Here is a 14,637-nt window from a genome sequence, read left to right on the forward strand (position 1 = left end):
AAGAGTTAATCTTTTATTCATATCTTATAAGGAGGAAAGAAATATGCGTGATTTATTTCCAGAATTAACAAATCGTAGAAATGGCGTTGCAGAATTTGGGCCTTCTTTATTTGAGATGATGACAGATGCTTTCTTTAAACCGATGAGCATAAATACTTTTAAAGTAGATGTTCAAGAGGATTCTGATAAATATGTAGTGGAAGCAGATTTACCAGGATTTCAAAAAGAAAACATTCAAGTTGACTTTGAAAACGATATGTTAACAATCCAAGCGACTCAAAATCATGAAGTAGAAGAAAAAAATGAACATGGCATATATATTCGTAAAGAACGCTCTACAGGTTCATTTATTCGTCGTTTTACATTTAACGGTGTAGAAAATGAAAATGTAAAAGCAAAATTTAAAGATGGTGTGTTAACAATCGAATTACCAAAATCTAATCAAGTGAAATCAAATCGAAATATTATTGATATAGAATAAAGAAGCTGAGCAATTCAGCTTCTTTTTTTGGTGTATTGTTTAGAAGGAAAGTGCAGAAGTATGAAAGGAAGCGATGAAACAGAATCGCTTGCCATTGCTAACAAAAAGAGAAGAAGTTCTTTATGAAATTGCGAAAGGGAGAAGGAATAAAGTGAAACTTTAATCAGTGGGGGGGGTCTTCATCCCCCACTGATTATGAGCCCTCACCAATCGGGCTGTTACGGGCAGCCCTACTCCCACCTATCTTCCTTGCTTCTCTCTGAATCTTGAGGTGGGAGTCTTACTGCCCTCAAATAGCGGGAGAAAGAAATTGCAGTAGAGCTTCATATTACAGAGCGAACAGTGAAATGCTTGGAAGATCGGACACAGGTAGCACTTTACGCTGTAAAACAAGAGATATAAAAAATACCACTAGTGTCGCGTAGTAGTATTTTGAGTTTTCTGTGTTTTTGTTTTTCTTCCATAAGAAGAAAAACAAAAACACTTTAACAGAGGTAGTAAACATTCATTTTTTTACCATAACCTTCGACTCGTGTAACAGAGACATAAAAAGCTTTATTTTATGGAACGCTCTTTCCTTAGATTTTACGTTGCTAAATGTGTGCAGGTTTCCATAACGACGCTTTTAAAAAGCGACTGATTTGCAAATAGGTTCGCTTACTTTGCGAAGAGAACTGAGCTAGCACATGTAAACAGTACACAATCATTGCAATGTATACTTGATTGTGCACCGCTTGTTCGCTCTGACCGTAAAACTTCTTGAGATTCAAATGTTGTTTCATCCATTTGAAAAACAATTCTATGGCCCACCGTGACTTATATAACTTGGCGATTTCATCCGCGCCTAAATCAAATCGATTCGTCAGTAAATGTAATTCATTTCCTTTTGAATCGAGTACCTTGATGAAACGAAATGCGTTTTCAGAGCGATTTTGCGTCGTGCCAATCACAATCATTTCATCCGAGATCACAGCGGTTTTTTTCGGTAAGGAGAATGTCTCAATCACCCGTGTCACCACATTTTTACGTAATCGTGAGACAAAAAAGTAACCTTCATCCGTCATACGGTCGAATCGCTCATCATCTAAGTAGCCGCGGTCAAACACATACATGCATTCTTTGTCATCTACGAATACTTCTAGCTGACCACGATCATGTTCCTGGGCATTCGTGAGGACAGCTTGATCTGGGTACTAATAGTACTAATACCCTTTTTCCATAAAGACAAGCCGTAATCTTATACTTTTGCATCAAATAGGTAATATTTCTCATACTTGATATAACCCGAAAAAGGGAAAAATATCGTAATCTTACTAGCAGGTGATGTCATGTATTCGAAAATGCTGAAAGTTATTGTCGACATAACAAAGAAAAAGACGAAAAAGACAAAGCATTCCGTAAAGGCTTTGGAACTATCCGTAAAGAATTCTTATTATAATCAGAAGGAATATGAAGAGGCGGGAGGGTATCGCCGTTTCTATGAATCCCTCCTACAAATAGAAGAAGAGGGATTGGTCCAACGAGTTAAATCATCCAGATTAAACAACCTTGCCCCGGTGCTACACGAACAATACTGGTTATTTGGCAGGAAACAAAAACAGAGATGGAATGACGGCGTGATTTTCATGCTATTGGATGAGCTGGATATAAGGAAATACCGCTCATTATCCTTTCTTCAAACGGAAGACAACTTATCTAAATTATTAGCCCTATATCGTTTTATGAAAACGAAAGATAGGCATAACTGGATAAACAGAGAAGAGCGGTCACTGATGCTTTTTGGTGACGAAAAATTTTTGAGCTCCAATAAGGGGAAGTCATTTTTGAATCGCATCAATCTAACCCTTCAGGATTTAAAAATAGAGGAGAAACAAAATGAATTTGAATATTGGATGTCTGCCGATTTCGATATGCTGTCCAACATTCACGTGTTGATTATTGAGGGTAAAGCGACGTACCGCACTTTTAAAAAACAATTAGCTAAGAACGAATGGATTTTTGAATCGCGACCGGATTTATTGATTTTTGGTCAAGGCAATGGGATTGTCTCTACATTTCCATATATCGAGAGGTTGTTGCGAGGAAAGAATGCCACCATTAGCTACGCTGGAGATATTGACCCTTCTGGCTTAAGCATTTATTACACTTTAGTCCACCGATTTCCCGAATATCACATACAGTTAGCTGAAGATATCTATGAGTTTATGATGATGAAACAACAATATTACCCCCAACAAACCAGTCAAGTCTTGGCGAGCGGGGCTGAACGATATTTCAAAACTCATTTTCCTCATCTTTATCATCAAATCGAACCTCTTTTTACAGAGGATTTGCGAATACCGCAAGAAGTGATAAATTTTGACACTATCAAAGTTGGAGGTTAAATTGTGGCGGTAGATTACAATAATATTGAAAGTCGTGGAAAACGATTAAATCCCATATGGAGTTTAGGGACAGGGATGGAAGTCGGCGAATTGTCACCGTATATACGGCACATTTGTCTTGACATATTATTAGAGATTTTTAAACGTGAAGTACGAGCAGATGAGAGAAGGACGATACCTGAATTAGAGCATCTAACCAAACAAGTCCTGACCAAATATAATTTTCAAGCGAGCAAGGAAAGAAGTGAGCGCATCGTTGAAGGACTTATCTGGAGCGGGGACCCACGCTACTTGAATGCTTTTAAAGTCCCTTATTTCAACGAAAAAAAACAACAATGGGAAGAACATTCCTTTCGATTTTTAGAGGATGAACTTGAAAGCAGTAACTTGGAAGAACAAATTTATGTCTATAAATTAACAGAAGAATCATATGAAATTATCTTTATGAGCCATGAAATTCTAGATGAATTGGATATTGATATTCAATCCTGGGTGGCATTGCAATTAATAAAGAGCGGGAATTATCGGGATGCACTGGATAGATTACAGAGGTTAATTATACGGGTTCGAAAATTAATCAAAAAAGAAAGCAGACTTTCTGTTGAGATCAAACGGAACCCTAAAATTATCAATAGCTACACCCGCCACAACGGTCAGGACCATAAGAAGACAGTCGAAACTCAATTCGCTGAAGAAAAAGAGCGGTATATGGAAATGGAACGGTTGTTAAGTAAAATCAATGATGTGCCCGATTTAGAGGTGGAGGTCTCAGCACTTCTTGAGAAAATCAATGAAACAAGAGAACTTCACGATAACCTTGCGCAACTGGTCATTGAAAATATTAAAACGGAAATCACGATTCGAAAAAATCATTTTCATCTGCTTTGGAAAAAACCTCGTATCTCCTTTAAAGAATCCATCTGGGAGGATTTAATCCTTCAAAAAGGTTTTGCAGACCCAGATGACATGTTTAAACTACTCTCCATGTTATTTTCACCTAAGAAACCATTGATTTACCCTTTAGATTGGTCGATTGAGCAAGATGTGACGATGCCTGTTATCGACATAGACGGCGATGGTGACGATGATTCTTGGGATGACGACGATGAATTCATTATTCCTCCTACCGATTGGAAGCCGTTGGTGGAGCTATGGAAACCTGTTTTTTATGAATTGTTGAAAAAAGGCACCATCCATCTTCATTCTGTTTTTGATGATGAAAGCAAGAGCGTTTGGTTAAACAACAAGTATGCTATCGAGCTATGGAATCAATTTGTGAATAACTCGCTTTTCGTCACCAAGCAGGACCTTCTAAATTCCAGTGACCAGCGAGTTCGCCTTTTAAAAGAGCTCATACACGAGGATGAAAACTTTGAAGAACTATTAAACCAGTACATTGTAACGGAATTCGTAGAAGATGAACATGTTTCATTTACATTGGATGACCAAAGGGGATTAATCATCACTGACTACCAGCTGCATTTAAAGGAGGGTGTCAAAAATCATGCTTAACATGGAAAGTGTGGAAGTCGCCAATGAGATTTACAGTGCTTTGTTGGAGAAACGTGCCCTGAAGGATGAAGATGCATTGGTTTTTAAATATAAACAAAATGAATCAGCACGACTCATTCTTAAAAATCGCTGCAAAGTAGAAGGAACTGAGATACTACTCGGCAAGGAGTATCTCCACTTCGTTACCAAAGACGGTTCGTTATATTCCTCTGCATTTTCACAAATGAAAGAAAAATACTATGTGATAGAAAATAAGAGGATTCTACATTTAATCGGTTTACTACACTTTGTCTTTTTCTCCGAAGCTAATACCGAAATTACCACTAGTCAAATAGAATGGCTTCAAAACGGTGTTTCCTACTTTAAACTTATCGAGCAAGCTGACAAAGTTTTCAAACAACTCTATGATACGCAGGTAAAAAGCAATGGTGAATTTTCAAAAAAATTCTCTATTGCCATTGACGGTATATATCATATGTGGAAAGACCTTGACATTGATTATTCTGGACGTCAGCGTGTGACCATGAATCGTAAAACGAAATTTGGATTGGTCCATACAGCTATGAAAATATTAGAAGATGACGGATTGGTTTTTATCAAAATCTTCAAGAGAAACGCCGAAGCGGTACCAACTCGTATTCTCAATGAGCGCTTGGACTTGCAATTTAATAACAATGCTAAGTTTCATGAAATTAAAAATCTGATAAGTCAAATAAAAGATGATGAGAGGAAAGGTGAATAGATGGATTCCTTAATAAATCAAATACGAATCGCGGGTCTGAAATATGCAAAGATGCAAAAACAATATAAAAATACGTTGCTCCCGTTTCACCGTGATGGGGAACCGGTACATACGTTGATTACACTGGTTAATATGGGCGGGAAAGGCGTTCTGCTACAAGCCATCTTTCAATTGTTGGACCCTCTCATTCGTTGGGGAAAAGAAGAAAAGATGGTGGACAGCTTCTTTTTTAATGACAAACGAAAATTTGTTCCTTATTCTTTTCACGTACTCATCGAATGGCTAGTCGGTAGGGAACCCTATACAAAAATTACGACAGGAATCGCGATATCCGCCAAACCCAAGACGAGTAACAAAAGCGATGCCTCACCCATTGAACCGGAATATCTCTTATATATTGTGGAGCAGAACGAACAGACTCCTTTTGATATCGCCTCTATTCCGGTATGGAATGAGGATACTCAAATCGCGTTATCGATTGATGATTTAAAGAACTACTTAAAAAAACATGAAGATCATGTGAAAATCTTTAATCGAAATCAAAAACGAGAGTATTTTTCCATTCTCAAAAATTATGGGATTGACCCGAATGAATGGCGTGTATTGAAGAGCATCAATAAAGATGAAGGAGATGTCTCTGCCTTTTTTAATAGAGCCAATGATAACCATAGTCTTATGTCTAATCTCATCATCCCGGCACTTGATAAACAAATTGAGCCGGAATATAAAAAAAGCTATGTCGAATCCAAAAGTTTAGCAGAAACGTTCAAGGATGTAGCAATAGCCAATCAAGAAATGCCAAAACTGTTGGAACGAGAACTCACGTACAAAATTATCATGGATGAACTAACACCGGTGGCTGCCTATTTAAAAAAATGCGCCGAGTTAGAAGAAGACCTACTTGAACATCGTAAAAACGGGTATATCATCAAGGAGTTTATGAAAGGTCAAGTTCAAATGAAAGTAGAAACTGATAAGGTGGATGCTCAAGAACTTGAGGATATCGAGAACCAGCTGCAAGGACTAAAGTGGGAATCGGCAAATCTTGGTTATGCAAAGGCGTTCCAAAAAGTCTCTGACTTAGAACAAGAGATTGAGTCACTATTAGCCAAGTATGAGGAAGTAACAGGTCTTCTAACTAAGGAAGAAGGTCTATTTAATGAATACACCATTAAATTAAATTTATTTGAACACGCTAAATTACACAAAAATCGGGATAACAAACTTAATCAATATAACGAGTTGAAAAGTTTGCTTGAACTAGATGACTTAGAAAATGAAATGAAAATATTTAAAGAAAAATTTAAAAACGAGTGGAACTTTATTCAAGTGGCGTGGTCTTCCATTAAGCAAAAACATCTTGATTATATGAAACAATATGATGGAGAAATTGAAAAAGACAAGTTGTTGCTTAAAGATATCGAAGATTCCATCAAAGAGTTGGAAACCAAAAACATTCAAATCAACACACTCTTGGGAGTACATGAAAAGAAAAAAGAGGAACTTCAAGCTCGCTTCGGTGAAATGGTTGCCGAAGACCCCCAGTCTCTTCTTGATAATTTGGATTTAAAGAAACAATCACTTCAAGAGAATTCTGCCGACTTAATCACAGAACAAAACAATTGGCAGACAGAGAAAAACGGGCTTCTCCTTAATAAGGGTGAAAGTTCCGCAATGGTTTCTTCTCTGAACGAAAAAATCAAGAACTTAAACATGGACATTCAATTAAAAAGCCAGAAGGAGAACGCCTTAATGGAAGAGATATCGGATATCACCAATGAACGGGTCGAAGCATATTCAAAAGAAGTTATGGGTACTTCCATTAAAGCATTAGAGAAATTATGTACGTTAACGGAAAATACCATTGACTCCAAATCAAAAGAACGATGGTCATTGGAATCACAATACGATTTACTAAAATATTCGGATTATTGGATACCGAATAAAGATATCGTTTTGGTAAAAGAACAGATTTCTTCCCAAGGTATCGCCTGTGAGTTGGGCATGGAGATTTTATATCAAATGTTGGATACCCTAGGCGAAGAATTGACGAAAAAAGAAATCGAAAAACACCCTTTATTCCCATATGGTGTAGTGGTTCATTCAGATGATTTAGAGGACATTGAGTTCTCGTTCCTTGAAAACCAATATTATCAATCTCCTGTTCCCATTTTTGTTCGTGAGGATATGAGAAAACATGGAGCCGACATGAAGCAAGAACATGAACGTCTCTATCCATTCCAACAGGGAACATTTGTCGCCATTGATGGGTGGCTGCATCAGGCTCTTGATTTGTATTCTTTCAGAGATAAGAAAATCGAGTTGGATAAAAAAGCGGATGATTACGCTTATTTGGTTGACCATCAAAAAGAGTATTTAGCACGTTTGAAGGCATTGATTGGGAAATGCAAACAATGGCTAAATGGCCCGGACTCTGACCTCCTTCTCTTAGCTCGTAATGGACTAGCTGAGGACCTACAAGTACACACCAGTTTGTTACAAACGATTAGTGAACGACTGCCAGAAATAGAGATGAAGACAAAAGAAAACACAGCTCAATTAGAAGAAATTACAAATGACCTAGTTTTGGTAAAAGACGACATCAAAATCATCACTTCTTGGATAGAGGAAATGAAGGAAAAGAAACTACTGATAAAAGAAAAGACCAAAATCCGCACCCAAATTAACAGTTTCAATGAACAATATGAGTCAAGGGAGCGTGTGATTCGGAATAACGAGTCAAAAGCTGCAAGTTACCGTGAGGACTATAAAGAGTGGAAAAGGGAAGCCGAAGAACAATTCAAACTCTTGGCACATATTTTTCCTTGGGCGGAAAATCCACTGAATAAAAACAGTGATTTCTCCGTCGAGAAAAAGGATGTGCAAGCCCCTATCTACCGAACAGAGGAAATTGACTTGCTAAGAAATGAAATCTTTAAGTACAACAGTTTAAATAATGAAATCGAGAAAAAGAATTTCGACCTACAACGTATTTCCAACGATATTCGCAGCTTGGGCGAAAAGATTCGTGAGATTGAGATAAAACTTGATGAACTTGATAAAAACTGGAAAACATTAACCACGCCAAATGAATCGAAAAACGTGATAGTACAGTCCATTCGAACGCATGAAAAAAATGCTGCTGAATTTAAAGAAAGAGCAGGTAGCTTAAAAGGAGAATTTACTAAGAAACAGGGTGCCAAAGAACTAGCCGATGAGTTTCTACAAAATGAAAAAACAAATGTCATGAAACTCAATCCGTCCAAGGAACCGGAAAATTGGTCTGAGATAGATTTGGATGAAAAAGATAAAGAAATTAAACGGAATCGCCAGCAAGCCCTTTCCTTGAAAAAGAAAACCGAAGATGCTCGGAAAATCAATCAGAGAGCCATCAATACATTAAATATCAATATTACACAACTAGAGAACATGGATTTAGAAAAGACCAGCATCAAAGATTTTAATGACATCGAATGGCTACAGGGAATCAAGGAGAACTACCAGCAGAAAACTTCTTCTTGGACCAAGGAATTCACTTACCTGAGCAAACAATTGCAGCAATCTGGAGCGGAATTTAAAGTGAAGTACGATGAATATCGCAAAGCCATTGTCCAAACAAAGGATATGGATAGGGAAATTGTGTCGAGAGTAGATGCCTATTTCGATGACATCAATACACAAGAGTATCTGCTGCGGTACGAAGGGGTTAACAGCATACTTGAATCTTTTGAAGTGGAACTACAAAAAATTCACGAGAATAAGAATGAAGGTCTCACTATATTAAAACAGTGGACAGATAGAGCAACCTATCGAGTAAATCTTATCGTGAAGAAGATGAAACAGATGGTTCATAAAATGAAAATAAAAAACTATCAAGACCACTCTTTTCCGCTTGTTAAATATTCGAATTATTACCGGTTCAATGAAAATTTGGAGCAGTACAATAGTATCCTAACGGATTTCTTTATTAAAGTTTTGGATGAACTTCAGAATGACTATGAAGACATCAATGATGTTCCTATCTTTGACATCGAAAAACGAATTGAAGTCAGTACATTGGTGTTAAAAGTCTTAGGAAACCAATATCCCACGCTATCTATTTACAATCCTGGTGGCAAAAATCACTTGCTATACGAAAAGCCGAGAGATTCCTATTATTCTGATTGGGAAACCATTATGAACGGGGATTATGCGGAAGCTTCCGGCAGTGGTGGTCAAAAGTTGATGACCCAGATGATTATCATGGCAATGTTGATGAAGAGTAATAAAAAAGGCTGGTCTGTTTTAATATCGGATAATCCTTTCAGTAAAATGGTATCGGAACATGTCATTACACCAATTTTCGCCTTATGTGAATTGTTAAAAATACAATGGATTGTGGTATCTCCTCCTGAACTGACATCGACGTTTGAATTGACAAGAAGATTCCCAGTCATTCATCGTTTGTCCTTTACACGAGATAAGGGAAAGGACTTTATACAAGACGATATTCAAATGAATACCCGTATCTATATAGATAAAGACAACATACTAAATGAAAAGCGTGCAGTGTCCGAATAATTACCCAATTTAAATAAAAATCAATCTCTAAGTAAACAGTGCTGTTCGTATGTTAAACAGCGCTGTTTTTCTTGGTGCGGCCCAGCATGCGCCTATTCTCTAAGGTTCAAGTCCCGAATCGTGAAGGCAGTAGTAACGATTAGCTTAAGACAAGGGTGTCCGTGGTAACGCGTAATCTGAAGGAAGTCGGCGGCAAATCTCCGGTCTGAGGAACACGAACTTCATACAAGGCGAGATATCATTGGATGAGGTTGCTAAACAAATCAAAGTCCTTACTGCCAAAAGATGATACAGAGTAAATGAAGCAGACAGGTGGAGAGGAAGAATATGTGCTTACCTGGGGGACTTCAAGAGGGCTAAGTAAAGAGTGGCACAAACAGAAAGTAACGTTCACGAAGAAAGGAATATCAAAAATGTTGATGAAACAACTATTGTCACGGGAAAACTTAATCATGGCTCTGAAAAGAGTCAAGTCAAATGGAGTCATGGAATCGACAATATGCCCGTAACATTCCTATGAGGGCATGTGTACGAGAATTGGCAAACCATTCGCGAGCAAATTGAGGAAGGAACATATACACCTTCTCCTGTCCGTCGTATCGAAATCCCGAAACCAAACAGAGGAGTAAGGTTATTAGGTATCCCAACCGTGACAGACCGTTTCATCCAACAAGCAGTCTCTCAAATCTTAACTCCCATATTTGCCCCTATGTTTTCTACAAAGAACCCTAGACAATTCGTATTGGGAAAGTCTAGGGCTCAGAAGTTTGAGTAATAGATATTCAATGCTTCGTCAGACTTAATTGAACCGCCGTATACGGAACCGTACGTACGGTGGTGTGAGAGGACGAGGGTTAGTCACCCTCTCCTACTCGATTACTCCTTGTAGACTGAACCGAAAAAATGGGGAAGAAGATCAAGGAAAACTTTAATCAGTGGGGGCTTCACCAATTGGGCTGTTACGATCAGTTCACCTCTCATTTAAGTTAAGGCGGAATCAGTAGGATGAAAATCAGAATAAATAAAATAATGTTTTCATAAATAGTAAAAGAATACGTAAAGTAGGAGTGTTTATCATGCAAGTTATACATAGAGGGATTTATTTAGAAAAAGTGGAGGTGGTAAGGTGAATAATAGACAGCAACAAGAAGAGAAAAAAATTTGTCTTTGTATGATTGTTAAAAATGAATCGAAAATCATTGAACGCTGTTTAAATTCCGCAAAACCAGTTATTGATTTTGTGTCGATTTGTGATACGGGGTCTACCGATCATACGCCTGAAATAATAGAACAATGGTGTAAAGACAATGAGATAACTGGGACAGTTCACCATGAACCGTTTCGAAATTTTGGCTATAATCGTACGCTGGCAGTATCGTTAGCGCAAAAAACATATCCGGAATCAGATTATTTATTAGTACTTGATGCGGATATGGTTTTAGAAGAGACAGCAAATTTTGATAAAAGTAGTTTAACGAAAGATCATTATTTGACAATGCAGTACGATATTCATATTAAATATTGGCTTACTAGATTATTAAAAGCCTCTCTTTCTTGGAAATCTGTTGGGGTTACGCATGAATATTGGGATGTAGATTGTTCAAAAGTAGGGGCGGATTATCAACAAGAAGTGGGAAGATTAGATGGCCTTGTTGTAAATGATCAAGGAGATGGCGGAAGTAAGAGTGATAAATTTGAAAGAGATAAACGATTATTATTGGAGGGAATAAAAGATCAAGAAACGACACTAGAATTGAAAATTAGGTATGTATTTTATTTAGCTCAAACCTATTACCACTTAGGAGAACTTGTGGAAGCTATTAAATGGTACAAAAAAAGGGTTGAGGCTGGGGGATGGGGAGAAGAAGTATTTTATTCATTATTACGAATTGGAGTTTGCTATGAGCAGTTAGCAATAAAACAAGAGCAGTTAAGAAGTAAGGCAGGAAATAGTGAGCAGAAATTGGAGAGTTTCATTCAAAAAGAAGAAGAATTTCTTTCTCTGGCGGTTACGTATTTTCAAAATGCTTGGGAATATAGGCCAAGTAGGGCAGAGTCATTATATCAGTTGGCAAGATTATATAGAGCGAGATCGAAAAATCATCTAGGTTTAATGTATGCATTACAAGGAAAAGAAATCCCGTTTCCAAAAGAAGATCTTCTATTTGTAGATTATCATGTGTATGATTATTTATTTGACTATGAAATTTCGATTTGTGCTTATTATATTGAAAGTAAGAAACATATCGGTAGAAAAGCACAAAAGTTTCTTGAATCGAAAATCGAAGAATTACCGGTACACATCGCAAAGGCGGTTGAGAATAATAAAAAGTTCTATTAAAAAATTTATATGTGAAAGGGGAGGTGGAGGGATTATGGAATTAATAAGATGGGCTATTGACCTCGGTACATCTGTGTATGGAAATACGCATGAGGAGTTAATTCCACTGTTGGATTATTACTACGATCACGATCATTTGAAAGCTTTTGTTGTTGCAAATCTTATTTTAGAAATGGATATACAGGAGGCGGATAGACCAAGTATAGAATTAAAAAGATGCGTGGCAGCATACTATGCTGGTTTATATAAAGTTGCAAAAAAATATGCGGATGAGATGGTAAGGAAGTATCCAAATAGGGAGTTGTATGAAAATAATGCAAAAGCAATTGAATCATTTTTAAATAAAGAATATGATTATTGTTTCTATATATGGCCGTACACATATGGGAGTTTTATAGACGTTGCACGCGCTTTAAAATGGAAATTAGAACAACAAGGAAAAGAAGTGATTATATCAGAAACGTTATTGGATCAAGCAAAACAGACCGTTCTTTTCGGTGCTCATTTATTTGCTTATCGCCCCATTTCTATACCAGATCGCGCAATTGTGTATAATTTAGAACAATTATATGATGAGAGTCCTTATGTAAATGCGGCATATCTTACAATATTAAAGGATAGAGAAGTGTGGGATTATAGTTGTCAAAATATAGAATGGTTGAAACAGAAAGGATTAGGAAAAGAAATAAAGCATGTGAAGATGAATTATGCCCCAACATTAGAAATGAAAAAAGAGGCATTTCCTCACGTCATTTCAGAAGATATTGATGTTCTGTTTATTGGTGCTATGAATGAGCGGCGTCAAGCGATTTTTGAACAACTTCAAGAGCTTGCACCGAACTTGCATATCGTTTTTCAGAGCAATGTATGGGGAATTCCTAGAAACGAACTAATAGCACGAGCAAAGATTATTTTAAATATTCATTTCCATTTAACTGGAATTCTTGAAACGCCGCGAATTTCTCATGCTGTTGCGAATCAAAAGTTTATTATTTCTGAATCGAGTAATCCAGAAGATGAAAAAGAATGGCCAGGAATCGTTTTTGCTTCTTATGAACAAATGGTAGAAATGATTATAAAATATAGCAAACTACCAGAGGAGCGGAGAAAGTTAGCAGAGAGAGCGTATTGTCATTTTAAAGAATAAAAGTCATAATGATTTCTTTTTATACTATTTTCTAAAACATTTTCATTTTTTGGTATATTTTGTGTAGAATTTTCTGATAAGATAGAATTAGAATTTTAAATAAGGGGGAGAAAGAATCATGAAATTAGTCGTAATAAATGGAACACCAAGAAAATTTGGTAGAACACGTGTAATTGCAAAATATATTGCAGAGCAATTTGAAGGGGAATTATATGATTTGGCGATTGAAGAATTGCCTTTATACAACGGGGAAGATTCACAGCGTGAACTAGAAGCAGTAATAAAGTTAAAAAATTTAGTAAAATCAGCAGATGGTGTTGTACTTTGTACACCAGAATATCATAATGCAATGAGTGGCGCTTTGAAAAATGCACTTGATTTTTTAAGCAGTAGTGAATTTATTCATAAGCCAGTTGCTTTATTGGCAGTTGCAGGTGGAGGAAAAGGCGGAATGAACGCATTAAATAGTATGCGTACTGTCGCAAGAGGGGTGTATGCGAATGCCATCCCAAAACAAGTTGTAGTAGACGGTTTACATGTACAAGATGGAGAACTTGGAGAAGATGCAAAACCGCTTATCCATGATCTTATTAAAGAATTAAAAGCGTATACGGATGTTTATAAAGAGGTGAAAAAGCAATTAGGAGTTGATTGATGTGAACGCTCTTTATCATGAATCATCATTCTCGTTTGTATTATATTTTAGGAACCAATAGCTTATATGCTATTGGTTCTAGGATTGCTATGATAACGATTCTGTAGTTTGTAATCAAGGGAAGCGGTGGCGATGTATCTATTGTAGCGATTCTTCCTCAAAATGCGTGGCAACGCAGCCATTAAAAAGATTTCTGCCTCCCTTTCTTTTTCTATATAATAGAAAGAAAGGGAGGATAAATATAGTCATGAATAAATGGATTATCTGTTTTCTATTTCTTTTACCGGTATTATATATACTATATATTACGTATCGGATGTATGAAGTTGCTCGACAAAAGGTGAGTAATGAAGTTCCTTATATATTAATATTAGGTGCAAAATTATTTGGGGATAAGCCATCACGATCTCTTCAAAACCGCTTAGATGTAGCTTTAAAATATTTAAATGAAAATCCGAAGACAAAGGCTATCGTATCTGGGGGACAGGGCGAAGATGAAGATATTCCAGAAGCACATAGTATGCGAAATTACTTAGTAGAACACGGTATCAATGCCAATCGTATTTTGATGGAAGATCGTTCGACAAGTACGTATGAAAATTTAAAGTTTAGTAAAGATTTATTTTATATTACACATGTTATTGTTGTAAGCAATACATATCATTTATATCGTACAAAAATTATTGCAAAACGTTTAGGAATAAAAATGGAAGCATTAGCTGCTTCGACTCCTGCACGTTCTAAGAATAAGGCTTATGTAAGGGAATACATAGCGATTATAAAGACGCTATTATTTGATCATTAGAAAAAGTGAG

The 14,637-nt window shown here is 36.7% G+C and carries 9 protein-coding genes and 2 pseudogenes; 10 read left to right on the forward strand and 1 reads right to left on the reverse strand.

Translation table 11 applies throughout. From position 1 onward, the window contains the following. The first annotated feature begins 43 nt into the window (after window positions 1-43). Window positions 44-481: an Hsp20/alpha crystallin family protein gene (locus MR058_RS04500; protein ID WP_242142852.1), complete on the forward strand. Its 438-nt coding sequence runs from the start codon at window positions 44-46 to the stop codon at window positions 479-481. A gap of 593 nt (window positions 482-1,074) precedes the next feature. Here MR058_RS04500 and MR058_RS04505 read toward each other — a convergent pair. Next, window positions 1,075-1,674 (reverse strand): annotated as a pseudogene (locus MR058_RS04505) (IS4 family transposase); the annotation flags it as partial. Window positions 1,675-1,809: 135 nt separating this feature from the next. On the opposite strand from MR058_RS04505, the gene MR058_RS04510 reads away from it, so the two are divergent. From MR058_RS04510 to MR058_RS04550, 9 genes and pseudogenes are all read left to right on the forward strand, one after another. After that, window positions 1,810-2,865 carry a Wadjet anti-phage system protein JetD domain-containing protein gene (locus MR058_RS04510; RefSeq protein ID WP_242142853.1) on the forward strand — a complete coding sequence of 352 codons (1,056 nt, stop codon included), beginning with the start codon at window positions 1,810-1,812 and terminating at the stop codon, window positions 2,863-2,865. 3 nt (window positions 2,866-2,868) lie between these two features. Then, complete coding sequence (locus tag MR058_RS04515) at window positions 2,869-4,377, forward strand: hypothetical protein (protein WP_242142854.1); 1,509 nt, start codon at window positions 2,869-2,871, stop codon at window positions 4,375-4,377. Further along, a complete protein-coding gene (locus MR058_RS04520; protein ID WP_242142855.1) occupies window positions 4,370-5,119 on the forward strand; it encodes a DUF6063 family protein in 750 nt (249 codons plus the stop codon). Before MR058_RS04515 ends, MR058_RS04520 begins: the two co-directional genes overlap by 8 nt. Further along, window positions 5,120-9,679: a coiled-coil domain-containing protein gene (locus tag MR058_RS04525; RefSeq protein WP_242142856.1), complete on the forward strand. Its 4,560-nt coding sequence runs from the start codon at window positions 5,120-5,122 to the stop codon at window positions 9,677-9,679. It begins immediately after the preceding gene. A gap of 413 nt (window positions 9,680-10,092) precedes the next feature. Continuing rightward, window positions 10,093-10,397, forward strand: a pseudogene (locus MR058_RS04530) (group II intron reverse transcriptase/maturase); the annotation flags it as partial. 453 nt (window positions 10,398-10,850) lie between these two features. Then, entirely contained in the window at window positions 10,851-12,020 is a 1,170-nt protein-coding gene (locus MR058_RS04535) for a tetratricopeptide repeat-containing glycosyltransferase (RefSeq protein ID WP_242143491.1), read from the forward strand. A 34-nt stretch (window positions 12,021-12,054) separates the two neighbouring features. Beyond that, complete coding sequence (locus tag MR058_RS04540; RefSeq protein ID WP_242142857.1) at window positions 12,055-13,167, forward strand: glycosyltransferase family protein; 1,113 nt, start codon at window positions 12,055-12,057, stop codon at window positions 13,165-13,167. Between the two features lie 118 nt (window positions 13,168-13,285). Continuing rightward, window positions 13,286-13,822 carry an NADPH-dependent FMN reductase gene (locus MR058_RS04545; RefSeq protein WP_242142858.1) on the forward strand — a complete coding sequence of 179 codons (537 nt, stop codon included), beginning with the start codon at window positions 13,286-13,288 and terminating at the stop codon, window positions 13,820-13,822. A gap of 247 nt (window positions 13,823-14,069) precedes the next feature. Then, complete coding sequence (locus MR058_RS04550; protein WP_242142859.1) at window positions 14,070-14,627, forward strand: YdcF family protein; 558 nt, start codon at window positions 14,070-14,072, stop codon at window positions 14,625-14,627. The last annotated feature ends 10 nt before the right edge of the window (window positions 14,628-14,637 follow it).

Origin of the sequence: Bacillus cereus group sp. BfR-BA-01430, assembly GCF_022663115.1 — a bacterium.
Classification (GTDB): Bacteria; Bacillota; Bacilli; order Bacillales; family Bacillaceae_G; genus Bacillus_A; species Bacillus_A cereus_BD.